Source organism: Streptomyces sp. NPDC024698, from assembly GCF_055559015.1.
This window is the reverse complement of sequence record NZ_JBVHLK010000008.1, coordinates 287,045-312,786: the sequence shown is the minus strand read 5'-3', so window position 1 is coordinate 312,786 and position 25,742 is coordinate 287,045. Positions and strand designations below refer to the sequence as shown.

Here is a 25,742-nt window from a genome sequence, read left to right as displayed (position 1 = left end):
CTCCCGGATCAGACGGGGGTCTGCAACTGCCGCAGCTGCCGCTGGACATGGTCCAGCGCGCCCTCCCGGCGTCCGGGCACCCGCTGTCTCAACCGGGCCAGTTCCGCCCCTAGTTCGCGGGCCCGCGCCGGGTCTCCGACACGGCCCCACTGGTGGTGCGCGCGGTCCACGGCCGACTCCACCTCCGGCGTGCCGGGCGCCTGGCCGGCGTCCAGCCGGGTCGCCGCGAGGGCCAGCCAGCCCCGGCAGCTGCGCTCGGCGTCCCCGGCCATCATCGCCAGGTCGGCCCGTACCTCCATCCAGTGCAGCACCTGCTCGGACCCGTGCCCGTACGTCCGCAGCGCCTCCCGCTCCCACCGCGCCGCCAGCGCGAGGGCCTCGTCGTGACGCCCGTCGCGGACGGCCGCGGTGATCTCCCCGTGCGGATCGGGGGCCGGTGGACCGCCGGGCCGGTCCGTCCGGCCGGGGACCGTCCCCGGCGGCGCGGGCACCACGGCGGGCGGGGCCGGCGGAGGCGGTGGGGTCGTCGGCGGAGCCGTGACGGTCGTGAACTCCGGTGCCGGTGGCCAGGGTCGTCCGGCCCAGGACCTGCCGGGCGCGAGCACGAGATCCGCCGCTCCCGGCCGGGTGCTCTCCTCGCCCGACACCCGCGCCAGAGCCAGCTCGTGGAGCTCGGCGAGGGGAGGCCGGTGCCCGCTGCGGAGCAGGGTGGCGACCGCCCGCATGTACGCCGGCCGGCCCACCGTACGACGGGACGGCGGCGGGGCGACGCGGCCGTACAGCTCGGTCGAGGGGCCCGCCGTGAGGGGCCGCCCGGCGAGGAACTCCCACGTGTCCGGGTCCGCGTGCAGGTCGAGGAAGACGGTCGTCGAACCCGGTGACCGCAACCGGAGTTCGTCGGCGAACCAGCGCCAGGGGAAGGCGGTGTAACGGACCGTCGCCGGCGTGGTGCGGGCCAGCGCGAGGTGCGGAAGCCGCTGGCGGCGGTCCAGTTGGAGCTGGCCCGTCACGAACATGGTCAGCGGCCCGGGGGCCGCGGCCGCCGCGCGCAGCCGGGTCAGGACGGCCTGCGGCTCCAGTGGGTCGGCCAGTTCGACGACGTTCGCCGTGTCGGTGCCCGACAGCACCGGCGGGGCGACGGCCGCGAGCACGGGGAGCACGGAGGCCGCGTCCACCAGGCACCCCCTGCCCACCGGTGAGGCCGCGAGCAGCAGCACGGTTCCGGGCACAGGTTGCCTCCCCCATCGATCGGACACCTCAGCACCGTAACGGCTGCGCATGCAAAGAGGGGACGCGAAGAGGCGAACGCCCCGCCCGGCCCGTGACCCCGAGGTCCGCGTCCGCCACCCCGGCTACGTCCGCCGGGCGCCACCCGCCGGGCGCCGTACGGCGAAGATCGTGGTGTCGTCGGCGAGTTTGCCGCCGCAGTGCTCCAGGGTGCCGTCGCGCACGAAGCGCACGAGCCGGTGCGGCTCGGCGGTGCGCGGGTCCCGCGTCAGCGCCCTCGTGACGGTGTCGCGGAGCGGGAAGAACTCCCCGGCCGCGTCGCGGGCCTCGGTCACCCCGTCCGTGACCAGGAGCAGCGTCTCGCCCGGAGCCAGCGCGACGACGAGGACGGGCGGCGGTGCGGACACCAACTCGGCCATGCCGAGCGGAAGTCCGTGCCCCGGATCCAGGCTCCGCACTCCGTCGGAGGCGACGACGAGCGGCGGTTCGTGCCCGAAGTTGACGACCTCGACCGTCATCGGCGTGGCCTCGGGGAACGCGACCAGGACGCCGGTCGCGAAACGGTCGCCGTCGTCGCGGCCGAGCGCTCCCCGGTAGCGGTTGTGCCGCCACATCCTGACTTCCAACCGGGCGGCGACCGTGCCGAGTTCCGGCTCGTGGTACCCCGCCTCGCGGAAGGTGCCGAGCAGGGCGGCCGCCGCCTCGACCGCCGCGAGTCCCTTGCCCTGGACGTCACCGAGCAGCAGCCGGGTACCGTGCCGGCCGGGCTGGATGTCGTAGAAGTCGCCGCCGACCCGGGCCTCGCTGTCGGCGGCGAGGTAGACGGCCGCGTGGTCGAGGCCGCCCCAGCCGGGGGGCATCGGGCGCAACACGGTCCGCCGGGTCGTCTCGGCGATGTCCCGCATGTGCAGCATGCGCCGCTCGGCCCGCAGCCGGACGGAGCAGGCGAGGGCCGCCAGCGCGCTGCCGACCACGACGAGGACGAAATCGGGCAGGCCGTTCTGGTACTGGTGCGGCCACTGCGTGTCCACTGAGCCATAGGTGAGCAGCGCCAGCGCGGCGAAGGCCACCGTGCCCAGCACTCCGCAGATCGCCGCGGCGATGACCGGGACGAGCACGAGCCAGGAGATGATCCGGAACCGGCCCGAGGTGTTGACGTCGAGCAGCACGATGCCGATGAGCAGCAGCATCGGGGGCAGCCAGGCGACGCTGCGTCCGCGCACCTTCAGCGGTTTCGACCGCTGGAGGGCCCCCGGCAGCCCGGCGCGCGGCCGAAGGGCTTCCTGAAGCCGGTCGCGTGCGGACCTCGGGTCGGCCACCTCGCCCTACCGCCTCCGTCTCGTGCTCTCAGTAGGCGACGGACATCCGGCCGTGCGGGTGGACGGGCATCTCCAGCTGGTCGACGAAGGCCATCGCGTAGTCCTCGGCGCTGATCCGGCTCTGGCCGCCCGCGTCGGTGAGCATGCGGTCGCCGCCGATCCGGAACTCGCCGGTGCGTTCGCCGGGGCCGATCTCGGCCGCCGGGGAGATGTAGGTCCAGTCGAGGTCGTCGACGTCGCTGCGCAGATAGGCGAGAGCGTCCCGGTGGGCGAGCGCCTCGGGGAGGTAGGCCTCGGGGAAGTCCGGCTGGTCGCACGCGGCCTCGCCGGGCGCGACCTCCAGGGTGCCGGCGCCGCCGACGATCACCAGCCGGTTCACCCCGGCCGAGCGGACGCCCTCGACCAGGGAGTGGTTGAGGGCGAGGAAGGGGTCGCGGGGGTCCGAGCCGTCGCGGGGCGGGACGCACGCCGACCCCACCGCGTCCGCGCCGGCCACCAGCTCGGCGACCTTCGCCGGGTCCGAGGCGTCGGCCGCCGTGGCGGCGACGCCGGGGACCGGGGACTGCCCGGAGCGGCTGACCGCGACGACCTGGTGTCCACGCGCCGACGCCTCCGTGGCGATACGGCTGCCGACCATGCCGGTGGCACCGAAGAGTACGAGCTTCATGCACCTCAGCGAAGCACGCGACCATGATCACCGCATCCCGACGGAACGCCGGGAGGGGTGGCGCGAGGGGCGAGGGGAGGGACGAGGGGAGGGATGCCGTGGAGGGCATCTCGCGGGTGCGGCGAGGAGCCCGTGGCCCGGGCGCCGCGGGGGTCGCGCGAAGGTTTCGTCCCGACTTGCCAGGGGCTGCGGCGAGGTGTGACCTGGAAGGCGGGGGCGAGCAGAAAGGAGTCCTTCCATGGCTCAAGCCGCACCCGTGTCAGGGACACCACGTACATCAGGATCGACCGACGTCTTCGGGGAACAGACCCACACGATCGCCCAATGGGGCGTCCCCGTCGCCGGCGGGCTCGTCTACGGCTACTGGGCCGCCGCCATCAACCGCGACGCGGGCGCCATCACGGGCTGGAACGTGCTGTTCGGCTTCGTGTGCGCCATCGCGTTCGCGGGGGCCTACATGGCCGTCCGGACTCTCGCGCCGCTGATGCGGCGCGAGATGCACGCGCTGGTCTGGGCCGTGTTCGCGGGCTGCGCGTTCGGTTTCCTGTACAGCCAGACCGACGCGACCATTCTGCGGTCCGTGTTCATGTCGCTGCCGGTGGCGGTGGGCGTGTACGCGGTCGCCTTCTACCGCTACTACACGCACGAGGACGCGGCGGGAAAGGCGAGCTGACGTCGTACCGCGCCGTTCCGCCGCAGGACGGCGGAACGGCGCGCACGGCACAGACACATATGGCACCGGCGCACATGGCATCGGCGACACGACACACCGCAAACAGCGCAAGGCGCGCACAGCACATGAGGCCCCGGCGGATCGCCGGGGCCTCATGCATTCCCTCACTCACCTACTCACCTGCCACCTGGGACCCAGTCCCAGGAGTTCGAGGAGGAGCCGGACACCGTCCAGCTCCACGCGCTGGTCACGGTGAAGCTCCAGGAGCCGGAGGCGGTCATGCTCCAGCCGGGGTCGTTGCGCGGGCTGCGTTCGTTGTCCCAGTGCGCGTTGTGCCACGTCCCGTCCTTCTGGTCGGGGCACGGGTCCGAGCAGCTCGGCACCGAGCGGCCGCCGGTGTCCACGAAGGCGGAGCTGGCCCAGGCGTGGGCGCCGACGAGCCAGTACCAGACGGTGGTGCCGAGCACGCTCTGCCCGTTCACCGCGCACTGCACGCGGTCCTGACTGCCCGGTGAGAGCGCGCCGACGACGGGTGAGTCGGTGCTGGGCTGAAGCCGCACGTTCATCTCCCCGCGGGAGATGACGGTGCCCCAGACGGGGCTGCCGGAGCCGTCGCCGGTGGGCGCCGACCCGGTCGCGGCCAGGGCGGGTCCGGCGGCCAGGGCGGTCAGTACACCGCCGCTGAGCAGGGCCCCGGCGAAAGTCCGCAGGGCTGGGGTGGTGCGCATATCGGCCTCCTTCTCCCCAGATCCAGGAAACACCCGAACGAGTGAGGCCTCCACCCGAACGCCCAGAACCCTTGGGGCCGCTGGGATGCGCGGGCCGGACGCGGCGGCTTCCCCGTACGGCTTGTCATATGCGCCCATTTGCAGTCGGCCGGGTCGCGCACGGGGCCGGGGAGACCTTGCCTGAAGACGTGTCCCCTCGTGTCCGGAGCACCCTGTCGGCCGTGCTGATCGCGCTCGCCTGCCTCCTCGCGCCGCTCGGCGCGCTGTCGGCGTGGGCGACCTACGGCCTCGGCGACTCCGAACGGTACGAGGCCACCATGGCGCCGCTCGCCGCCGACGACGACGTCCGCGACGCGATCGCGGCCGGCGTCACCGACGACATCCTGCGCGAGGTCCACGTCCGGCCCCGGCTCCAGGGGCCGGTGAACCACTTCGTGCGGGACGCCGTGCGCTCGTTCACCGAGACCGAGGCGTACCGCACGGCGTGGGAGGCCGCCAACCTGGCCGCGCACGACGCCGTGATGCGGGCGCTGCGCGAGGACCGCGAGGGCGCGGTGACCGTCGATCTCGCGCCCCTCACCGAGCGGGTCAAACGCCGGCTCGCCGACGACCACATGCCGCTGGCCGACCGGATCCCGGTCGAGCACGCCGAGATCACCGTGCTCGAGGCGGAGGACCTGGCCCGGCTCCGGAAGGGGTTCCACGTGCTCGAAGTCGCCGGATTCTGGCTCCCGTCGGCGTCGGTCGTCTTCGCGGCGACCGGCATCGTCATCGCCGTACGCCGTCGCCGGGCGGTCCTCGCGACGGGCCTCGGCACCGCGCTGGGCGCCGCGCTGCTCGGTGTCGCGATCACCGTCGGCCGCAGGCTCACCCTCGCCGACCTGCCGCCCGACGTGTCCCGCACGGCCGCGGGCGCGGTCTACGACGCCCTCACCGAGACCTTGCGGTTCGTCAGCTGGCTGCTGCTCGCGCTGGGTCTGACGGTGGCTCTGACCTCCGCGCTGGCCGGTGCGTACGTCCGCAGACGGCGGCCGGCCGAGGCGCCCCGGCCGACACCCGCGGAACCGTCGACCCGGGTGGGTGCCTGACCTCACACCGGACACGGACGCTCAGCCGCGCCCAGGGCCCCGCCGGCCGGACCGGCCCGGAGGGAGTCCCCGGGAAACCGCCATACTTGGGACATGTCCCGCGAGTTCCCCATCGGCCTCACCCCTCCCGACTGGCTGGTCAGGAACCTCCGGCCGGAGCAGTTCCCCGTCAACCGGGCCGCCGCGGCCCGCGCCGGCATCGCCCTCGCGCTCCCCCTCGCCGTCGGCCTCGCCTGCGGACAGCCCGCGTACGGCGCCCTCGCCTCCATGGGCGCGCTGTCCGGGGTCATCGGCGACACCGCGGACGCGTACCGCATGCGGATCTTCAACATCGCCGTCCCGCAGCTCTCCGGCGCGATCGGCGTCACCATCGGCGCCGCGGTCTACGGACACGGCTGGACCGCCGTCGCGACGGTGACCCTGGTCGCCCTGGTCTCCGGGATGATCTCGTCGATCGGCGCGGTCGCCTCCGTCACCGGACTGCTGCTGCTCCTCAACTGCGTGATCGGCGCCGGACTTCCGCTCCCCGGCGCCTGGTGGCTCGCCCCGCTGCTGATGTCCGGCGGCGGACTCCTCGTCCTCGCGCTGACCCTGCTCGCCTGGCCGCTGCGCTCGGGGGTGCCGGAGCGATCCGCCGTCGCGGGCACCTACCGCAGCGTCGCGGACCTCCTCGCCGCCGGCGGCACCGACGCGTACGAGCGCCTCCGCCTCGCCGTCACCCGGTCCCTCAACGACTCGTACGACCTCGTCCTCGCCCGGCGCGCCTTCCACCACGGCCGCAGCCCCGACCTCGTCCGGCTGCTCGCCCAGCTGAACGCCCTCACCCCCATCGTCGAGGCCGCCCCCGTCGCCCACCAGCGGGGCACGCCCCTGCCCGCCGCGATCCCCGCCTCCATGCACCTGCTCGCCGACGCCGTCGAGGCCGGCCGGCCCGGCCCCGCCGAACTGCGGCTGCCCGCCCCGGCCGACGAGACCGCGCGCGCCGTCGACCACGCCCTGCGGCACGCCGCCCGTGTCGTGGCCGACCGGTCCCCCGACCCGCGCGCCCTCGACGACCGGCTCGGCCGGCCCGCCGCGCTGCGCGTCCGCGCCGTCCGCACCACCCGCAACGTCCTGCTGTCGGGAGCCTCCTGGCGCTACGGCACCCGGCTCGCCCTGTGCATCGGCCTCGGCCAGGTGCTCGTCTCGACCGTCGAGGTGCCACGCTCGTACTGGGTCGCGCTCACCATCACCTTCGTCATGAAGCCCGACTACGGTTCCGTCTTCTCGCGGGCCCTGCTGCGCGCGCTCGGCACGGTCGCGGGCCTCGTCGTCGCGGCGGCCGTGTTCACGGTGGTGCCGCGCGGCTGGTGGGACGTGCCCGCGCTGATGGTGCTCGGCGCGCTCATCCCGGCTCTGACCCCGCGCGGCTACGGCTATCAGACCGCCGCGATCACCCCGGTGATCCTGCTGCTGTCCGACATCCTCAACCACCTGGGCACCGGGCTCATCGTCCCCCGGCTCGTCGACTCCCTGATCGGCTGCGCCATCGCCCTGGTGGCCGGGTACCTCCTGTGGCCGGAGAGCTGGCACGCCCGGGTCGGCGACCGGCTCGCGCGGGCGGTCGCCGACACCGCCGGCTATGTCGAGCTGGCCTTCGGGGACGCCGCCGATCCGCCGGCCCGCGCCCGCAGCAGACGCCGGCTGTACCGCGACCTCTCCTCCATCCGTACGGAGTTCCAGCGCGCGCTGACCGAGCCGCCGCCGAACGGGCGCCGCGCCGCGGCCTGGATGCCGCTCGTCGTGGCCGTCGAGCGGATCGTGGACGCGACGACCGCCGCCCGGGTCCGGGTCCGGCAGGGCGCGGACGAGCCGTCCGCGGCCGAGATCACCACGATCGCCCGCCAGCTGAGGGAGTTGTCCGAGGGGCTGCGCGGGACGGACGTGCTGTTCGCCGTCCCGACCGAGCTCACCGGGCCCGCGGGCAGCGTGCTCGAACCGGTGCGGCAGGAGGTCGCGGCAGCCAGGGCGATCGCCTCACCGCATTGACAGGGACGGCGTCGGCACCGACTATTCGGCCATCGTCCCGGCTCCGTGCGCGGGACGGACGGAATTCGGAATTCCGACAAATCACCATGGTAGGAAAGTGAACCCGTGGGCGCTGTAAGGGGGTTGACGCGACGGTCGTCCGGAGCGCCGCCCCTGCCGAAGATCACCATCTGTGGCCGCTAACCTTACGTGTCCGTCCTGGCCAGGGATTGACGGGATCAACTCACGCGAAGGGTTGCGCACATGGGCATTCTCACTCTCCTGCGGAATGCGTTCGGCCGCTCACGCAAGGGTCGTGACGCTGACGCGGAGACCTCGCGAGAGGCCACGTCGACCGCGGCGGTCCCGGCTCCCGCCGAGGAGCCGACACTTTCTCCCGATTCTCCCGAGGCCGAGCCGAGGATTCCGGCTCCGGCATCGGAACCCTCCGTGGTCGACGAGCTGGTCTCGGCGGCCTTCGACAACGTGACGGTACCCAAGCAAGCGCCTCCGGCGAATCCCACCAGCGAATCCCAGCCCCCACCGAAGCCGGCCCCCGAGCCGGAGCCTGCCGCTGAGGCGGAGCCGGTTACCGAGGCCGAGCCTGCCGCCGAGGCGGAGCCGGTCGCCGTCACCGAGCCCGAGGTCGAGTCGGCCACCGACGCCGAGCCGGTCGCCGAAGCCGTCACCGAGACCGAGGCCGCGCCTGCTGCTGAGGCCGAGCCGGTCACAGAGGCGGAGGCCGCGGCCGAGACGGTCGCCGAGCCCGTCACCGAGGCGGATCCGGTCGCCGTCACCGAGGCGGAGCCGGTCACCGAGACCGAGGCCGTCGCCGAGCCCGAGGCCGAGACGGTCGTCGAAGCCGCGCCTGCTGCCGAAGCCGAGCCCGAAGCCGCCGAGGCGGAGCCGGTTGCCGAGGCGGAGGTCGTCGCCGAGGTTGAGCCGGTCATCGAGCCCGCCGCCGAGGCGGAGTCCGAGCCGGTCGCCGCAGCCGTCGCCGAGGCGGAGCCGGTTGCCGAGGTCGAGCCCGTGGCCGAGCCGGAGTCCGTCGCCGAGGCGGAAACCGAGCCCGAACCCGTCGCCGAGGCGGAGCCCGTTGCCGAGGCCGAGGTTCCGGCCGAGCCCGTCGCGGAGGTCCCGGCCGAGCCCGTCGCCGAGGTCCCGGCCGAGGTGGAAGCCGAACCCGTCACCGAGCCGGAGGCTGCCGCCGAGGCGGAGCCCGTTGCCGAGGCCGCTCTCGTGGATGTGCCCGCGGTCGCCGACGGTGGCGACGCCCCACTGGCGACCCCCGCAGCCGATGACGAAAGCAGCACGGGTGGTGCGGGTGGGAACAGTCCCGCCGAAGGCGAAGCCGAGGCGGGCACCCCCGCCGTCCCCCTGACCCACGTCAAGTCCGAGGCCCCGGCCCTGGTGACGGCGTACCAGGAAGCCGGTTCCGCGCTCGAGAAGCGGAACCTCACCGGCACCCGCGCCAAGGTCTACCTCGTTCTCGACCGCTCGTCGTCCATGCGCGCCTACTACAAGGACGGCTCCGCCCAGGCCCTCGGCGAGCAGGCCCTCGCCCTCGCCGCCCACCTGGACCCGGAGGCGACCGTCCACGTCGTCTTCTTCTCCACCGAGCTGGACGGCACCGGCGCCCTCACCCTCGCCGAGCACGACAACAAGGTCGACGACCTGCACGCCGGCCTCGGCCGCATGGGCCGTACGAGCTACCACGCGGCCGTCGAGGAGGTCGTCACCCACCACCAGCGCTCCGGCTCCGCCGACCCCGCCCTGGTGATCTTCCAGGTGGACGGCGCCCCGGACGCGAAGACCCCCGCCACCCAGTCCCTCACAGACGCGGCGAAGAACAACCCGGGCGTCTTCTTCTCGTTCGTCGCCTTCGGCGAGCACGACAACAAGGCCTTCGACTACCTGCGCAAGCTGAAGACCGGGAACACGGCCTTCTTCCACGCGGGCCCGGCCCCGCGCGAGCTGACGGACGTCGAGGTCTACGACGGCGTGCTGGAGAACTGGCGCCCGTAACCCCTCCTCAGCAGCACCCCGGCCGCCCCCTTCCCACGCCTTAAAACGGGAAGCGGGCGGCCCACCCATGTCGGCTACGATTTCAAGGTTCACCGGCGACGACCGGCCCACCGGAAACCGGACGCGATCGTCGCCCCACGCAGCGACCTGGGAGCAGCCCGCGATGGCTCGACACCTCATCACCAGCGCCCTTCCGTACATCAACGGGATCAAGCACCTGGGCAACATGGTGGGGTCCATGCTCCCGGCGGACGTGTACTCCCGCTACCTCCGCCAGCGCGGCCACGACGTCCTGTACATCTGCGCGACGGACGAGCACGGCACCCCCGCCGAGCTGGCGGCCAAGGAGCGCGGCCTGCCGGTCGACGAGTTCTGCGCGCAGGCGCACGACGCGCAGAAGGCCGTGTACGACGGCTTCGAGCTGGCCTTCGACTACTTCGGCCGCAGCTCAAGCCCGGAGAACCGCGACATCACCCAGCACTTCGCGCGCCGCCTGAACGAGAACGGCTTCATCGAGGAGCGCGCGATCCGTCAGGTGTACTCGCCGGCGGACGGCCGGTTCCTCCCCGACCGTTACGTCGAGGGCACCTGCCCGCACTGCGGGTACGACAAAGCCCGCGGCGACCAGTGCGAGAACTGCACGCGCGTGCTCGACCCCACGGACCTGATCGACCCGCGTTCGGCGATCTCCGGCTCGACGGACCTGGAGGTCCGCGAGACGAAGCACCTGTTCCTCCTCCAGTCCAAGCTCCAGCACGAGGTCGAGGAGTGGGTGGCCCGGCACGAGTCCGAGTGGCCGCAGCTCGCCTCCTCCATCGCCCGCAAGTGGCTGACCGAGGGCCTCCACGACCGCGCGATCACCCGTGACCTGGACTGGGGCGTCCCGGTCCCGGCCGACACCTGGCCGGAGCTCGCGGCCGAGGGCAAGGTCTTCTACGTCTGGTTCGACGCCCCGATCGAGTACATCGGCGCGACGAGGGAGTGGTCCGACCAGGACACCGAGAACCGCGACTGGAAGTCCTGGTGGTACGACGCGGACTCCGGCGAGAACCCGGTCCGCTACACGCAGTTCATGGCGAAGGACAACGTGCCCTTCCACACCGTGATGTTCCCGGCCACCGAGCTGGGCGTGCGCGAGCCGTGGAAGAAGGTCGACTACGTCAAGGCCTTCAACTGGCTGACGTACTACGGCGGGAAGTTCTCCACGTCCCAGAAGCGCGGTGTCTTCACGGACCAGGCGCTGGCCATCCTGCCCGCCGACTACTGGCGCTACTTCCTCATCGCCAACGCCCCCGAGTCGGACGACTCCTCGTTCACCTGGGAGCACTTCACCACCACGGTGAACAAGGACCTGGCCGACACCCTCGGCAACTTCGTCAACCGCGTCCTGTCCTTCTCCAAGAAGCGCTTCGGCGAGGAGGTCCCGGCGGGTGCGGAGGCCGGCGAGGCCGAGGCGAAGCTGGGCACGGAGATCGCGGGCCTGCTCGCGGAGTACGAGGCCCAGATGGAGGCCCTCCAGTTCCGCAAGGCGGCCGCCGCGCTGCGCGCCCTGTGGTCCGCGGGCAACTCCTACCTGGAGGAGAAGGCCCCCTGGCTGGAGATCAAGACCAGCCCCGAGGGCGCGGCGCTCACGCTCCGCACGGCGATGAACCTGATCCACCTCTACTCGGTGGTGTCGGAGCCCTTGATCCCGGCGTCCGCCCGCGCGATGCGCTCGGCCTTCGCCCTCGCGGACGACACGGCGGCCTGGGTGACCGCGGACGAGGCCCGCGCCCTGGCCTTCCTCCCCGCCGGAACCCCCTTCACCGTTCCCCCGGTCCTGTTCGCCAAGATCACGGACGAGGACCTGGAGTCGTACAAGGAGCGCTTCGGCGGCGAGCAGGGCTGAAGGAGCCCCGTGCGCACCGGCCCACCCACCCGTCAAGGGAAGTAAAAGGGCTGGTAAAGTCCGCTCACTTGGCGAGGGCGAACGCCCTCGTGGGGAGGGACATCGCACGTGGGCAGACACGCCCCGAGACGGCGCGGCCTTGCCGCGGCCGTCTCCTCCATAGCGGTCGCCGTGACGGCCGCCACCCTCGCCGTTCTGCCGCAGAACGGCGCCTCGGCGGACCCGGCCGCACCGGCCGGGTCCACCTCCGAGATCACCCTGACCGACCCCGCGGGCACACAACCGCGCGCCGACCGCCCGCTGGTGGCCGGCGCGAGCGGCTTCCTGCACCGGCAGACCGGGATCACCGGACTGCTGTGGACGGACTACGCCGACGGCACCAGCACGGTCGTCAGGACCGCCGACGGTGTGTACACGCCCACGGTCGCCTGCGCGAGCCTCGGCTCCTCGAACTGCCCCATCGCCTGGTACGGCAGCGACGCCGACCTGGTCGCGCTGCCGTCGGCCGGCTCCGTGGCCCTGTGGGACCCGGCGACCCGGAAGACGACGTCGTTCACCTCGGACGAGGCGTACCGGGGGCTCGCCGGACGGACCGTCCTGACCGAGTACGCGGTGCACGACCTCGTCGACGGCACCTGGCGCTCCCGCGCCATCACCCCCGACTGGATGCGGATCACCTCGGGTTCGGTCACGGCCGCCGACGCGCACGGCGTGCTGTTCAAGGTCGGCGGCTCCGTGTACTACCTCGACCTGGCGACGGCCACCGCCACCCCGGCCTTCTCCAGCCCGTACTCGCAGCAGTACGACGTCCTCGACGACGACCGGATCGGCTGGTACGACGCGGCCGGCGGCATCCTGCACGTCAAGCCCCGCACGGACCCCGAAGCCGAGGAGCAGGTGATCGACCTGCCCCCGCCCGGTGCCCAGCTCGACGGCGCCCCGGTGCTCTCCGGCGACCGGCTGCTGCTCCCGCTGCACACCGGCACCGGCACCAGCGAACTGCGGGCCGACTCCCTGAAGGACGGCTCCTCGCAGACCCTGGCGGCGAAGGCGGGGGCGTACGTCCTCCGCGCGACCGGCGGCGGCGCGCTCGTCACCGGCGGCACCGGGGCGAGCGACTGGTGGGTGCGGCGCCTCACCGAGGCCGCGGACGGCACGCCCGGCCTGGAGCAGCTGGCCCAGGTCCCGGCGACGGAGAACGCCAAGACCGGTCTCGCGCTCAGCCGGGGCGCCCTGCGCGTGGCCGAGGACGACCCCAGCAACATCATGGACACCACCTCGCTGCGCACGCTCGCCGTGGCCGGCGGGCAGTTCACCGCCTCCGCGCCGGAGGCCGGGGACAGGGTGCTCACCCGCTGCCCGTACCCGGGCACGGCCTGCTCGATGCTCTGGGGCAGTCTCGCCGACGGCGCGCGGGACGCCTTCCTCGGCACCACCGGCACCGGCCTGAGCGGCAAGGACCGGCTGGTCGCCATCGACGACGGCTCATCGGACTGGACCCTCGAGTTCGGCACCACGGGCGGCCACATCGTCGACGTCTCGGACAACTACGCGGTCTACGACTCCGGGGGCACCTCCCCGCAGCAGTACATCGGCGAGTTCGGCCAGGGCCAGAAGCTGAAGCGCTCCGTGCGCGCCGCCGCCCTCAACGGCTCCACCCTGTGGAGCGCCTCCACCACGGGCAAGCTCACCTCGTACAGCCTGACCGAGGACAAGACCCTCGCGACGGTGACGGTTCCGGGCATGTCCTGCGTGCCCGAAGAGCTCCAGGCAGCGGGCCGCTGGGTGTACTGGACGTGCGGCGACGGCTCGGCCGGCGTGTACGACACCAAGGCCGCCTCCTCCCGCGCGGTGAGCGGCGGCGACGTACTGCTCGGGGACGGCTTCACCGTCCGCCACGACCGCGCCGCCGGCACCCTGGTGCTGACGGACGCGGCGACCGGCACCGGCCGCGTGCTCGCCACCGACGTCGCCGACACGGGCCTCGCCATGGACCGCCGCTTCAAGTGGACCGTCGACGAGTACACGGGCATGGTGGCCTGGACCGACCTGTACGAGCGGACGCACATCGCCAGGACCGGCGTCGCCCCGTCGGCCGTGACGGCCTTCACGACCGAGGCGACGGACTACGCCGACCCCACGATGCCGTTCCAGGGCTCCTGGCTGCTCTCCCGCCCCGTCACTTCCTGGTCGGTCACCTTCGCCTCCGTCCAGAGCGGCGCGAAGGGCAAGGCCACCCGTACGTTCACCGGGGGCGCTTCCACCGTCTCGGTGGGGACGGACTGGTCCGGCACGACGGTCGACAACGCCCGCTTCCCCAACGGAGAGTTCACCTGGACCCTCAAGGCCACCGGCATCGGCACCGCCTCGGCGGTCACCGTGGCGACCGGCAAGGGCTTCCTCCTGAGCGGCGCGCCCGTACGGCACGACTTCTCCAGCCCGGACGGACCCGACGGCCGCGGCGACCTCCTCACCCTGAACTCGTCCGGCGGCCTGACCTTCCAGTCGGGCACCGGCACCGGGAAGTTCGGCGAGAAGATCAGCGGCTCCGGCTGGGCCACCAGCATCAAGGCCGTACCGTTCGGCGACCTGAACGGCGACCGCTGCAACGACGTCCTCGTCCGGCTGGGCAGCGGGGCCCTGCGCCTCTACAAGCCGCGCTGCGGCGCGGCCCTCACCCCGAAGACGTCGTACACCACGCTCGCGAGCAGCGGCTGGACGCAGTACGACGTCCTGACCTCGCCCGGCGACGTGAGCGGCGACGGCCGGCCCGACCTGATCGCGCGCGTCGCGTCCACCGGGACCGTCTACCTCTTCAAGGGGACGAGCACGGGCACACTGTCGGCCCGCGTGAAGCTCTACGACGCCTGGAAGGGCTACAAGAAGATCCTCGGGGCCGGTGACCTCGGCGGCGACGGCATCGGCGACCTGCTCGTCCAGGACACGTCCAACACCCTCTACCGCTACGACGGCAAGGGGAACGGAACCTTCGCCGCCCGGGTGAAGGTGTTCGCCGACTGGGGCGGCTCCTACAACGCCGTCGTCGGCGTCGGTGACATCACCGACGACGGCCGGGCCGACCTGGTCTCCCGGGACACGAGCGGGGCCCTCTACCGCAACAACGGGGACGGCAAGGGATCGTTCGGCTCCCGCACGAAGATAGCCACCGGCTGGAGCGGATACCGGTCGCTCTCCTGAGGCCTCCCGGCCGGGGAATCGGAGCATGAGAAGGGGGCACGGACGATCCGTCCGCGCCCCCCTTTTCATCGCCGAGAACCAGGTGAGAGGGCGGTTAAGACCCGGCAAAGAGCCGGGAAAGCCACTCTCTGTCCGATGCCGCCGATCCGTAATGGACCCCGGCTCCACTAAACCCCCGGTCACCCGTATGGTTTCCGCCATGGTGGCAGTCCCCGAGGTCATTCCGATCGCCTACGAACCGAAGCACCGCACCGAGACCATCGGCCGGTACGCGGACGGTCAGTTCCTGGCGTCGATCACGTACGCCTTCCCCGAAGGGTTCCGTCCCGACGACGGCTGGGAAGAACACAAACGTCTGTACACGGTTCTCCACACCTTCGACTCCGAGGGCCGCTACCGCGACTCGGAGGTCTGGTGCGCCGGCACCTGGGCCGAACAGCAGCGAGCCGCGGCCGGGGAGTTCTCGGTGCTCTCCCGTGCCCGCGTCCACCTGGCGAAGCTGCTGCGCAGCCTGCCCCGGCGCTCGTACACGGACATAGCGATCCGGCCGTTCCGGATCACCGTCGACGGTGTGCTGTTCGGCCTGCTGGCCGGTGTGGACGAGGGCGAGGCCTGGGCCGAGCTCTACCCCGACCGCCTCGGTTTCTCCGAGCCGTGGGACGGCACGTACGACACCTGACCGCCGGCGGGCCCAGAGGTCAGGACGGCGTGGCCGACGGGCCCGGACCGGTGTCGGTGCTGTCGTGGGTCTCGTCCGGCGCGACGGCCATCGTCAGCCGGGCGTGGACGCCCCGGGCGATGTGCCTCCTGTCGTACGCGAGGTACAGAAGGCCGCCTTCGTGCCCGTTGCCCGGGTAGATCGTGTCCTTGTCCAGGGTCGTGCGGGGGGTCGTGCTGGTGGAGTACGGGGCGACCTCCGCCGAGGCCAGGACGGACGCCTCCGAGAAGAAGAGCTGGCCGGTGTGACAGGCGTGCCCGCCCTCGTAGCCCGCGTCGGTCCAGGTGCCGTCCACATGGACCTTCACATGGATGTGGACGCAACGGCCCCGGTACCAGCCGGGGAAGAGCGTCCTGAAGGTGACCCGGCCGTGCCGGTCGGTCCTCCAGGTGCCGCGCAGATACCGCTTGTCGTCGGTGGGCTCGGTGTGCCCGCCACCGCCTCCCGGGGGCGGACCTGACGGGGGTTCACCCGTCGGGGTGCCGGACGGGACGTCCGTGGGCCCGCCCGACGGGCCGCCGCCGCCACCGCCGTTGCTCATCGCCTCGTAGCCGGAGTACACGCCCAGCGCCGAGCAGTGCCAGATGTCCACCGCCGCGTTCCTGACCGGTCTGCACGTCTCGGCGTCGATCACCTTGAGCGCGAGGGTCAGCGGGATGCCCGGCTGGTCCTCGGTGATGTCCCGGCGGATCTTGTCCGCGTCGATGTAGTAGGGGCCCTCGGTGGTCTCCGAGGTCAGCGCGTAACAGCTCTCCGCACCGGACGCGGCCGTCGTGGTGCCGGTCGTGGCCTCGTCCGCGAACGCGTTCACGGCGGCGGCGCCGCCCACGCCCACGGCCGCCACGGCCACTCCGCCCGCGACGACGACCTTGCGCCTGGTCATGTTCCCTTGGTGCGCGAGTCCTTGGGTCTCAGTCATGCGCGGGACGGTAGGGAGCCGACCTGTCAGCAGCATGGGTGCGGGCTGTGGTTTCACGGACCGCACGAGAATGGCCCGGAACCATCGCTGGTTCCGGGCCACTTCGGTGTGCGGCGCCTTCCGGTGCCGCGGAGCCTGCCTACTTCGGCTGTGGCTTGCGGACCGAGAGGTGCAGCTCGCGCAGCCGGGTCTCGTCCAGCTCCGTGGGCGCGCCCATCATCAGGTCCTGCGCGTTGCCGTTGAGCGGGAACGCGATGGTCTCGCGGATGTTCGGCTCATCGGCGAGCAGCATGACGATGCGGTCGACACCCGGGGCGATCCCGCCGTGCGGCGGGGCGCCGAAGCGGAAGGCGCGCAGCATGCCGGCGAACTGCTCCTCGACCGTCTCGCGGTCGTAGCCGGCGATCTCGAAGGCCTTGAGCATGATCTCGGGCTCGTGGTTGCGGATCGCGCCGGAGGACAGCTCGACGCCGTTGCAGACGATGTCGTACTGCCAGCCGAGGATGTCCAGCGGGTCCTGGGTCTCCAGGGCCTGAAGACCGCCCTGCGGCATCGAGAACGGGTTGTGCGAGAAGTCGAGCTTCCCGGTCTCCTCGTCCTTCTCGTACATCGGGAAGTCGACGATCCAGCAGAAGCGGAAGACGTTCTCCTCGAAGTTGCCCGAGCGCTTCGCGGCCTCGACCCGCACCGCGCCCATGATCTTCGAGACCTCGTCGAACTCGCCCGCGCCGAAGAACACCGCGTGTCCGGCGGCCAGGGAGAGACGCTTGGTCAGCTCGGCGACGTTGTCCTCGGTGAGGAACTTGGCGATCGGGCCGGTCAGCGAACCGTCCTCGCCCACGCGCACCCAGGCCAGGCCCTTCGCGCCCTGCTCGACCGCGTAGTCGCCGAGGCCGTCGAAGAACTTCCGCGACTGGCCGGCCACGTCCGGCACCGGCAGCGCGCGCACGTGCTTGCCGGCGAAGGCCTTGAACTCGGAGCCCTCGAAGATGTCGGTGATGTCGACGAGCTCCAGCTGGGCCCGCAGGTCCGGCTTGTCGGAGCCGTACTTCAGCATCGACTCGCGGAACGGGATGCGCGGGAAGGGGGAGGTGACGTGACGGTCACCGCCGAACTCCTCGAACAGCTCCGTCATGAGCTTCTCGATCGGCTGGAACACGTCCTCCTGCTCGACGAAGGACATCTCCACGTCGAGCTGGTAGAACTCGCCCGGCGAGCGGTCCGCGCGGGCGTCCTCGTCGCGGAAGCAGGGCGCGATCTGGAAGTAGCGGTCGAAGCCGGAGATCATCAGCAGCTGCTTGAACTGCTGCGGCGCCTGCGGCAGCGCGTAGAACCTGCCGGGGTTCAGCCGGGAGGGGACCACGAAGTCGCGCGCGCCCTCGGGGGAGGTGGCGCTGAGGATCGGGGTGGCCATCTCGTTGAAGCCCAGCGCCGTCATCTTGTGACGGATCGCGGAGATCACGGCCGTACGCAGCAGGATGTTGCGGTGCATGCGCTCGCGGCGCAGGTCGAGGAAGCGGTACTCCAGACGGCGCTCCTCGTTGACACCGTCCTCGGCGTTGATCGTGAAGGGCAGCGGGGCGGCGGCGCCGAGCAGTTCGACCTCGCTCACCTCGACCTCGACCTCACCGGTGGGCAGGTCCGGGTTCACGTTCTCCGTGCCACGCGAGACGACCTTGCCGTCGACGCGGACGGTCGACTCCTTCGAGACCTTGTCCAGGGCCTCGTAGGCGGGGGTGCCGGGGCGGGCGACGAGCTGCGTGATGCCGTAGTGGTCGCGCAGATCGATGAAGAGGATGCCGCCCAGGTCTCGGCGATTGTGCAGCCAGCCGCTCAGCCGGACGTCACTGCCGACGTCAGAGGCGCGGAGCTCGCCGCAGGTGTGGGACCTGTACCGATGCATCGAGGTTCATCCAGTCTTCGCGGATTGGGGGCCTGTTTCACGTGAAACACCCCCAGGGTACCGGGCAGGCCAGGTCACCTCCCCCTCATTGGGCGCTCCGCGCGGTGACGGGCATCGGTGGCAGGCACCGATCACCTGTTCCTACAGTGGGCGCATGCGCACCGGTGAGCCCCTGCCCGCCATGGGGGACGTCCTGGCCACTCTCGCCACCGGCGTGTGGCGCTGGGACAACGCCTCGGGAGAGGTCACCTTCGACGCGGAGGCCGCCCGCCTGATCGGTATGCCCGCCGAGCTGACGACACTCACCGAGGCGGGCGCCCGCTCCCATGTCCACCCCGTCGACTGGAACGAGATGGACGGGGTGGTGCACCTCGCGGTCGCCGAGGGCACCCTCGCCGAGGCCCGCATGCGGATCATGGACGAGCACGGCCGGGTGCTCCGCACGGTCCGCAGCCGCTCCAAGCCGCTCGTCGACCCCGAGACCGGGGAGTACGAGCTGATCGGCACCCTTCAGGAGGTCAGCGAGCAGCCGCCGGACGCCGCCGCGCGCACCCCTGTCACCGGGGACTGGCGCCGCTCGCGGGAGGCGTTCCTGCTGGACGCGGGACGGGCGCTGGCCGAGGCGCGGTCCACGGCGGAGGTGCTGCGGGTGGCGGCGGGGCTGTCGATGCCCGGCTTCTCTCCGGACGGACTGGCCGTCTTCGGCGCGGAGGGCGACCGCCTGACGATCATCGGCCACCACGGACACCAGCCGGGCGACGAGGACCCCTTCTCCCAGATGTCGCTGGCCACGGACTATCCGGCCGCGGAGGTCGTCCGCACGGGCCGGGCGGTCTATCTCTCCTCCCCCGACGACTACAAGGACCGCTATCCGGCGTCCTGGCCGCTCGCGCAGCACTTCGGACGGCAGTCCTGGGCCTTCCTGCCGCTCACCGTCGCCGGCAGCACCATGGGCACCTGGATGGCGGCGTTCACCTATCCCGTCACCTTCACGCCCGACGAGCGCTCGGTCCTCACGACCGTGGCCCGCATGCTCGCCCAGGCACTCTCCCGCGCCGGGGCCGCCGAGACCGCCCGGGAGCTGACCGACGGCCTCCAGCGCTCGATGATGCCGACGCTCGGCCCGCGGATGCCGGGCATGAGCGTCGCCGCGCGCTATGTCCCGACCGGCGGCGGCCTCCAGGTCGGCGGCGACTGGTACGACGTGATCCCGCTGCCGGCCGGCCGCTACGCCCTGGTCATCGGCGATGTGCAGGGTCATGACGTCCGTGCGGCGGGTCTGATGGGCCAGCTCCGGATAGCGCTGCGCGCCTACGCGTCCGAGGGCCATCGCCCCGACGCCGTGCTGTCACGGGCGGCGCGCTTCCTCTACGGGGTCACCGACTCGGTGACGTACGGGTCGAGCGGCGGCGCCGACGCGAGCGAGGAGCCGGCGGACCCCGCCGATGTGCGCTTCGCGACCTGTCTGTACGTGGAGGTCGAACCGGCGACCGGAACGCTGGACATCGCCCGCGCGGGGCATCCCGACCCTGCGATCCGGATGATGGACGGAACCGTACTGATGCGGCCCACGGCGGGAGGGCTGCCGCTCGGCATCGACCCGGACGCCGACTACCCCACGACCCGGCTCGTCCTGGAACCGGGCGAGACCATGCTGATCTGTACCGACGGGCTCATCGAGACCGGCGGGCACGACCTCGACACCGGCTGGCGCCGTATCCGCCGGATCCTCGAATCCCACGACGGCGACATGGAGACGCTCGCCGACGCCCTCGTCCAGGCCGTGCACGGGCCCTCCTCCCATCACACCACCGGTCCGCTGGCCGACCGGCGCGAGGACGACATCGCCGTGCTGCTGCTGTCCCGGCTGCCCCTGGAAGGCGCAGGAGACGACACGGCCCCGCCCGTACGGCCGCCGGCCCGCCGCACGATGCTGACCGTGGCGCAAGCCGAGCCCGAGCGGATCGCGGACGCCCGTCAGCAGGTGCGGGAGCTCCTGCACGACTGGACCTCGGCCGACCAGCTCGACTCCGCGGTCCTGCTCGTCTCCGAGATGGTCACCAACGTCCTCGTGCACACCGACGCGAACGCGCTGCTCGTCGCCGAGGTGGCGGGCGACCCCGGCAAACGGCGGATGCGGGTCGAGGTGACCGACGCCAGCGACGACCTGCCGCACCGGCGCCACCCGGGGGAGCTGGCCTCGTCCGGACGCGGACTCCTGCTCGTCGAGATGCTCGCGGACGCCTGGGGGGTGGACCCCCGCGGCCAGGGCAAGAGCATCTGGTTCGAGTTCTCCGAGGCGCCGGACACCGGTTGCGGCGAGGCCGGGACCGGTGACGACACCGCGCTGCTCGGCGCGTGGGAGGCGTACACCGGGACGCCGGTCCCGAACCTCGGCGAACCGGGGGACGCGGGCCGCACGGGGGACGCGGATCGCACGGGGGATCCGGGGGCACGCTGACGGCTACGCGTCGGCGGACGGTCCCGGTGCCCCCGGCGCTCCGGGGAATCCCGGCGTACCGGGGCCCTCCGCGCCCGGCGGCCCGTCCGGCCCCTGCGGGGCGTAGCGCACCCGGAGTTCGTGCACGACGCCGAAGGCGGCGGCTGTCAGGGGGACGGCGAGCAGCATGCCGAGGACGCCCGCCACGGACGCGCCCGCCGTGATCGCGAGCAGCACCACCGCCGGGTGCATCTGCACCTGCCGGCTCTGGATCATCGGCTGGAGGCCGTACCCCTCCAGCATCTGGATGGCGAGCACGACCCCGAGCGTCCACAGGGCGATGACGAAACCCCGGTCCGCGAGGGCCACCAGGACGGCCACCGTGCCGGAGAGGAACGCGCCGAGATACGGGATGTACGCCCCCACGAAGACCAGCGCGCCGAGCCCGACCGCGCCCGGGACGCGCAGGACCAGGAGCCCGACGGTGATGCAGAGGGCGTCGATGAGCGCGATGATCGTCGTCCCGCGCATGAAGCCCTCGACGGCCCCGTAGGCACGCCGGGCCATGGCCTCGACGACGTCGGCGGTCCCCCGGGGCGCGAGCGAGCGCAGCGATCCGGCCACCCGGTGGGAGTCGCGCAGGAAGAAGAACACGAGCAGCAGGGCGAGGAAGCCCATGGCGAGGGTCTCGGCCACCACGCTGACCCCGCTGACGACGTTGGACGCGGCCGTGCCGCCGAACTTGGCCAGCAGGTCCTTGGAGTTGGCGGCGAGGTCGTCGAGCGAGGTGCCCGCCGCGCCGAAGTGCTCGGCGACGGACCGCGAGGCCTGCCGCAGCGAGGACACGATCTGGGCGCCGGTGTGGATGAGCGCGGCGACGACGACGTAGACGGCACCGCCGACGACGACGGCCACCGCGACACAGGTGAGGGCGGCGGCCAGCGAGCGGTTGAGCCGCGCCTTGACCATCCGCCGGTACAGCGGGCCGAGCAGGGCGGTGCCGAGCAGGGCGAGCAGCACCGGCACGACCGCCGTGCGGAACTCCGCGCACAGCTGGATCCCCACCCATCCCACCCCGGCGGCCAGGAGGATCACGACGCACCAGGCCGCCAGCCGCCGGGCACCCTCGGGGAGTAGCTGCACCCTGCCAGCTGACCATGCGTCAGCCGTGGCGGCGTCCGGGGAAGCCCGAACGGGGGAAGCCCCGTCCACTCGGCGGACGGGGCTTCCCTTCGACGCGACGACGGGTCCGCGGGCGGGGCTCAGCCCTGCGGGCCGCCCTCCGACATCCCGTGCACCGCCGGGATGGTCCCCAGGCGGCCCTTCTGGAAGTCCTCGAAGGCCTGCTGGAGCTCGTCGCGGGTGTTCATCACGAACGGGCCGTAGTGGGCCATGGGCTCCCTGATCGGCCGGCCGCCGAGCAGCACGACCTCCAGGTCCGGCGTGTTGGAGTCCTGCTTCTCGTCCGCCCGGACGGTCAGCGAGGAGCCCGTGCCGAAGACGGCGGTCTGGCCGGTGTGGACCGGCCGGCGGTCCGCGCCCACGCTGCCGCGTCCGGCGAGCACGTAGGCGAGGCCGTTGAAGTCCTCGCGCCACGGCAGGGTGATCTCGGCACCGGGCCGGATCGTGGCGTGGACCATGGTGATCGGGGTGTGCGTGATGCCGGGGCCCTGGTGGCCGTCGAGCTCACCGGCGATGACCCGCAGGAGCGCGCCGCCGTCCGGGGTACTGAGCAGCTGCACGGTGCCGCCCCGGATGTCCTGGTACCGGGGGGCCATCATCTTGTCCTTGGCCGGCAGGTTCACCCACAGCTGGAGCCCGTGGAAGAGGCCGCCCGACGCCACCAGGTGCTCCGGCGGCGCCTCGATGTGGAGCAGTCCGGAACCGGCCGTCATCCACTGGGTGTCACCGTTGGTGATCGTGCCGCCGCCACCGTTGGAGTCCTGGTGGTCGAAGATGCCGTCGATGATGTAGGTCACGGTCTCGAAGCCGCGGTGCGGGTGCCAGGGGGTGCCCTTGGGCTCGCCCGGCGCGTACTCCACCTCACCCATCTGGTCCATCATGATGAACGGGTCGAGGTGCCGGTAGTTGATCCCGGCGAACGCCCGGCGGACCGGGAAACCCTCGCCCTCGAAGCCGCTGGGCGCGGTCGTCACGGTCAGCACGGGACGCTCCACCGCGTCGGCGGGCGCGGCCACACGGGGCAGGGCCAGCGGGTTCTCGACAGTCACTGCGGGCATGTCGGTACCTCCTTGTGCTTCGAGTTTAGTTGAGGATTGAACTTTCTGCCACTCGTAACGACGGACGCCCGGAGGGCATTCCCTCCGGGCGTCACAGGTTCGAGAGGCATCCGACCGAGCGGACACCGGGGCGCCGGCGGCACCCGCGGCGACCGTCAGCCGTACATACGGCGCATGGCGAAGTCGACCATCTGCTCCACGGCCTTCGCGTCGAAGACCATCCGGTGCTTGCCCTCCATGTCGATCACGAAGCCGTAGCCCGTGGGCAGCAGGTCGATCACCTCGGCCCCGGTGATCACGAAGTACTTGGACTCCTTGCCCGCGTACCGGCGCAGTTCCTTGAGCGAGGTGAACATCGGGATCACGGGCTGCTGGGTGTTGTGCAGCGCCAGGAACCCGGGGTTGTCACCGCGCGGACAGTAGACCTTGGAGGTGGCGAAGACCTGCTGGAAGTCCTCGGCCGCCATGGCACCCGTGGTGAAGGCGCGGACCGCGTCCGGCAGGGACGGCGGGGACGGCTCCGGATACAGGGGCTGCTGCTGGCCGTACCCGCCGGCCATCTGGCCGTCCGGCATCTGGCCGGGCATCTGCTGCTGCGGCGGGACGTACCCCTGCTGGGCGCCTGCGTTCTGCTCGTAGCCGTACATGCGTCAAAGAGTAGTGGGCCACATATGGCCCACTCGGGGTTGCTTCTTATTACTGACGGGTAGCATCATCGAAGCTACTTGTTGGTACGTGAACCAGATGCGAGGAGTCAGTGCCTCGCCGATCCCTTACGGAGCCGTCGCCATGGGGCACTACAAGTCGAATCTCCGCGACATCGAGTTCAACCTCTTCGAGGTGCTCGGGCGCGACAAGCTGTACGGCACCGGCCCGTTCGCGGAAATGGACACGGACACCGCCAAGAGCATCCTCGGGGAGCTGACCCGCCTCTCGGAGAACGAGCTGGCCGAGTCCTTCGCGGACGCCGACCGCAACCCGCCGGTCTTCGACCCGGAGACCAACACCGCGCCCGTCCCGGCGTCCTTCAAGAAGTCGTACAAGGCGTTCATGGACTCCGAGTACTGGCGCCTCGGCGTGCCCGAGGAGATCGGCGGCTCCACCGCGCCCCGCTCCCTCATCTGGGCGTACGCGGAGCTGATCCTGGGCGCGAACCCGGCCGTGTGGATGTACTCCTCGGGCCCCGCGTTCGCGGGCATCCTCTTCGAGGAGGGCAACGACGTCCAGAAGCACATCGCCACGATGGCCGTCGAGAAGCGCTGGGGCTCCACCATGGTCCTCACCGAGCCGGACGCCGGCTCGGACGTGGGCGCCGGCCGCACCAAGGCGATCGAGCAGGCGGACGGCTCCTGGCACATCGAGGGCGTGAAGCGCTTCATCACCTCCGGTGAGCACGACATGGAGGAGAACATCCTCCACTACGTCCTCGCCCGCCCCGAGGGCCACGGCCCCGGCACCAAGGGCCTGTCCCTCTTCCTCGTCCCGAAGTTCGAGTTCGACTTCGAGACCGGCGAGCTGGGCGAGCGCAACGGCGTGTACGCGACGAACGTCGAGCACAAGATGGGCCTGAAGGCCTCCAACACCTGCGAGATGACCTTCGGCGACCGCCACCCCGCCAAGGGCTGGCTGATCGGCGACAAGCACGACGGCATCCGCCAGATGTTCCGCATCATCGAGTTCGCCCGCATGATGGTCGGCACGAAGGCCATCTCCACGCTGTCCACCGGCTACCTGAACGCGCTGGAGTACGCCAAGGAGCGCGTCCAGGGCACCGACCTGGCCGACTTCATGGACAAGGCCGCGCCCAAGGTCACCATCACGCACCACCCGGACGTGCGCCGCTCGCTCATGACGCAGAAGGCGTACGCCGAGGGCATGCGCGCCCTGGTCCTGCACACCGCCGCCGTCCAGGACGAGATCCAGGTCCTTCAGGCCGCCGGTGAGGACACCGCCGCCGCCGAGGCCCTGAACGACCTCCTCCTGCCGATCGTGAAGGGCTACGGCTCCGAGAAGGGCTACGAGCTCCTCGCCCAGTCGCTCCAGATCTTCGGCGGCTCCGGCTTCCTCCAGGAATACCCGATCGAGCAGTACATCCGTGACGCCAAGATCGACACGCTGTACGAGGGCACCACCGCGATCCAGGGCCAGGACTACTTCTTCCGCAAGATCGTCCGCAACCAGGGCGCCGCGCTGAACTCCCTCGCCGAGGACATCAAGAAGTTCCTGGCCCTCGGCACCGGCGGCGAGGAGCTGTCCACCGCCCGTGAGCAGCTCGCCAAGGCCGCCGTCGAGCTGGAGGCCATCGTCGGCCTGATGCTGACCGACCTCGCCGCAACCGAGCAGGACGTCAAGAACATCTACAAGGTGGGCCTCAACACCACCCGCCTGCTGATGGCCTCCGGTGACGTGGTCGTCGGCTACCTGCTGCTGCGCGGTGCCGCCGTCGCCGCCGAGAAGCTGGAGACCGCCTCCGCCAAGGATGTGCCCTTCTACACCGGCAAGATCGCGGCCGCGAGGTTCTTCGCCGCCAACGTCCTCCCCGGCGTCACCGGTGCCCGCAAGCTCGCCGAGGGCGTCGACCTGGACCTGATGGAGCTGGACGAGGCCGCCTTCTAAGGCCCCGTCCAGGCCCGCCGGGCCCACCCGACACCGGTCCGGCACCTGTTCGTCCGCTCAGGTGTCCCAAGGTGTCCACCCTTCAC

Annotated in this window: 18 protein-coding genes; 9 read left to right on the top strand and 9 right to left on the bottom strand. The window is 71.8% G+C overall.

The genetic code is table 11. The features are described 5' to 3' along the window. Positions 1-8: 8 nt before the first annotated feature. The 3 genes from ACZ4AA_RS21125 to ACZ4AA_RS21115 form a co-directional block, all read right to left on the bottom strand. Entirely contained in the window at positions 9-1,229 is a 1,221-nt protein-coding gene (locus tag ACZ4AA_RS21125) for a hypothetical protein (RefSeq protein ID WP_467604219.1), read from the bottom strand. Between the two features lie 123 nt (positions 1,230-1,352). Further along, on the bottom strand, positions 1,353-2,546 hold the full coding sequence (locus ACZ4AA_RS21120) for a PP2C family protein-serine/threonine phosphatase (protein ID WP_467604217.1): 1,194 nt from the start codon (positions 2,544-2,546) through the stop codon (positions 1,353-1,355). 28 nt (positions 2,547-2,574) lie between these two features. After that, on the bottom strand, positions 2,575-3,213 hold the full coding sequence (locus ACZ4AA_RS21115; protein ID WP_467604213.1) for an NAD(P)-dependent oxidoreductase: 639 nt from the start codon (positions 3,211-3,213) through the stop codon (positions 2,575-2,577). A gap of 238 nt (positions 3,214-3,451) precedes the next feature. Here ACZ4AA_RS21115 and ACZ4AA_RS21110 point away from each other — a divergent pair, with 238 nt between their 5' ends. Further along, complete coding sequence (locus ACZ4AA_RS21110) at positions 3,452-3,886, top strand: hypothetical protein (protein ID WP_467604210.1); 435 nt, start codon at positions 3,452-3,454, stop codon at positions 3,884-3,886. Between the two features lie 176 nt (positions 3,887-4,062). Here ACZ4AA_RS21110 and ACZ4AA_RS21105 read toward each other — a convergent pair whose 3' ends face one another. Continuing rightward, the gene (locus tag ACZ4AA_RS21105; RefSeq protein ID WP_467604206.1) at positions 4,063-4,614 is read right to left on the bottom strand and encodes an SH3 domain-containing protein; all 552 of its coding nucleotides are present in this window, start codon (positions 4,612-4,614) and stop codon (positions 4,063-4,065) included. 188 nt (positions 4,615-4,802) lie between these two features. Between ACZ4AA_RS21105 and ACZ4AA_RS21100 the strand changes: the two genes are divergently transcribed. The 6 genes from ACZ4AA_RS21100 to ACZ4AA_RS21075 all read left to right on the top strand — a co-directional run bounded on the left by ACZ4AA_RS21100 (position 4,803) and on the right by ACZ4AA_RS21075 (position 15,499). Continuing rightward, complete coding sequence (locus ACZ4AA_RS21100) at positions 4,803-5,702, top strand: hypothetical protein (protein ID WP_467604203.1); 900 nt, start codon at positions 4,803-4,805, stop codon at positions 5,700-5,702. A gap of 93 nt (positions 5,703-5,795) precedes the next feature. Further along, positions 5,796-7,730 (top strand): FUSC family protein, encoded by a 1,935-nt coding sequence (locus tag ACZ4AA_RS21095; RefSeq protein ID WP_467604200.1) that lies wholly within the window; start codon positions 5,796-5,798, stop codon positions 7,728-7,730. A gap of 243 nt (positions 7,731-7,973) precedes the next feature. Then, complete coding sequence (locus tag ACZ4AA_RS21090; RefSeq protein WP_467604197.1) at positions 7,974-9,734, top strand: VWA domain-containing protein; 1,761 nt, start codon at positions 7,974-7,976, stop codon at positions 9,732-9,734. A 163-nt stretch (positions 9,735-9,897) separates the two neighbouring features. Then, complete coding sequence (metG, locus tag ACZ4AA_RS21085) at positions 9,898-11,622, top strand: methionine--tRNA ligase (RefSeq protein WP_467604194.1); 1,725 nt, start codon at positions 9,898-9,900, stop codon at positions 11,620-11,622. Between the two features lie 108 nt (positions 11,623-11,730). Next, a complete protein-coding gene (locus ACZ4AA_RS21080; protein WP_467604192.1) occupies positions 11,731-14,820 on the top strand; it encodes an FG-GAP repeat domain-containing protein in 3,090 nt (1,029 codons plus the stop codon). 202 nt (positions 14,821-15,022) lie between these two features. Continuing rightward, positions 15,023-15,499 (top strand): hypothetical protein, encoded by a 477-nt coding sequence (locus ACZ4AA_RS21075; protein ID WP_467604385.1) that lies wholly within the window; start codon positions 15,023-15,025, stop codon positions 15,497-15,499. Positions 15,500-15,518: 19 nt separating this feature from the next. Here ACZ4AA_RS21075 and ACZ4AA_RS21070 read toward each other — a convergent pair whose 3' ends face one another. Together ACZ4AA_RS21070 and aspS are read right to left on the bottom strand one after the other, a co-directional pair. Then, complete coding sequence (locus ACZ4AA_RS21070) at positions 15,519-16,457, bottom strand: intradiol ring-cleavage dioxygenase (protein ID WP_467604189.1); 939 nt, start codon at positions 16,455-16,457, stop codon at positions 15,519-15,521. A gap of 139 nt (positions 16,458-16,596) precedes the next feature. Further along, positions 16,597-18,360, bottom strand: coding sequence for an aspartate--tRNA ligase (aspS, locus tag ACZ4AA_RS21065; protein WP_467604184.1), 1,764 nt, complete (start codon positions 18,358-18,360; stop codon positions 16,597-16,599). 154 nt (positions 18,361-18,514) lie between these two features. Here aspS and ACZ4AA_RS21060 point away from each other — a divergent pair, with 154 nt between their 5' ends. After that, positions 18,515-20,821, top strand: coding sequence for a SpoIIE family protein phosphatase (locus ACZ4AA_RS21060; RefSeq protein ID WP_467604182.1), 2,307 nt, complete (start codon positions 18,515-18,517; stop codon positions 20,819-20,821). Between the two features lie 3 nt (positions 20,822-20,824). On the opposite strand, the gene ACZ4AA_RS21055 is transcribed toward ACZ4AA_RS21060, so the two are convergent. The 3 genes from ACZ4AA_RS21055 to ACZ4AA_RS21045 form a co-directional block, all read right to left on the bottom strand. Next, on the bottom strand, positions 20,825-21,943 hold the full coding sequence (locus ACZ4AA_RS21055; RefSeq protein WP_467604179.1) for an AI-2E family transporter: 1,119 nt from the start codon (positions 21,941-21,943) through the stop codon (positions 20,825-20,827). A gap of 119 nt (positions 21,944-22,062) precedes the next feature. After that, a complete protein-coding gene (locus ACZ4AA_RS21050) occupies positions 22,063-23,040 on the bottom strand; it encodes a pirin family protein (protein WP_467604176.1) in 978 nt (325 codons plus the stop codon). A 155-nt stretch (positions 23,041-23,195) separates the two neighbouring features. Then, entirely contained in the window at positions 23,196-23,687 is a 492-nt protein-coding gene (locus tag ACZ4AA_RS21045; RefSeq protein WP_385397409.1) for an SseB family protein, read from the bottom strand. A gap of 142 nt (positions 23,688-23,829) precedes the next feature. Between ACZ4AA_RS21045 and ACZ4AA_RS21040 the strand changes: the two genes are divergently transcribed. Further along, complete coding sequence (locus ACZ4AA_RS21040) at positions 23,830-25,656, top strand: acyl-CoA dehydrogenase (protein ID WP_467604382.1); 1,827 nt, start codon at positions 23,830-23,832, stop codon at positions 25,654-25,656. Positions 25,657-25,742: the final 86 nt, after the last annotated feature.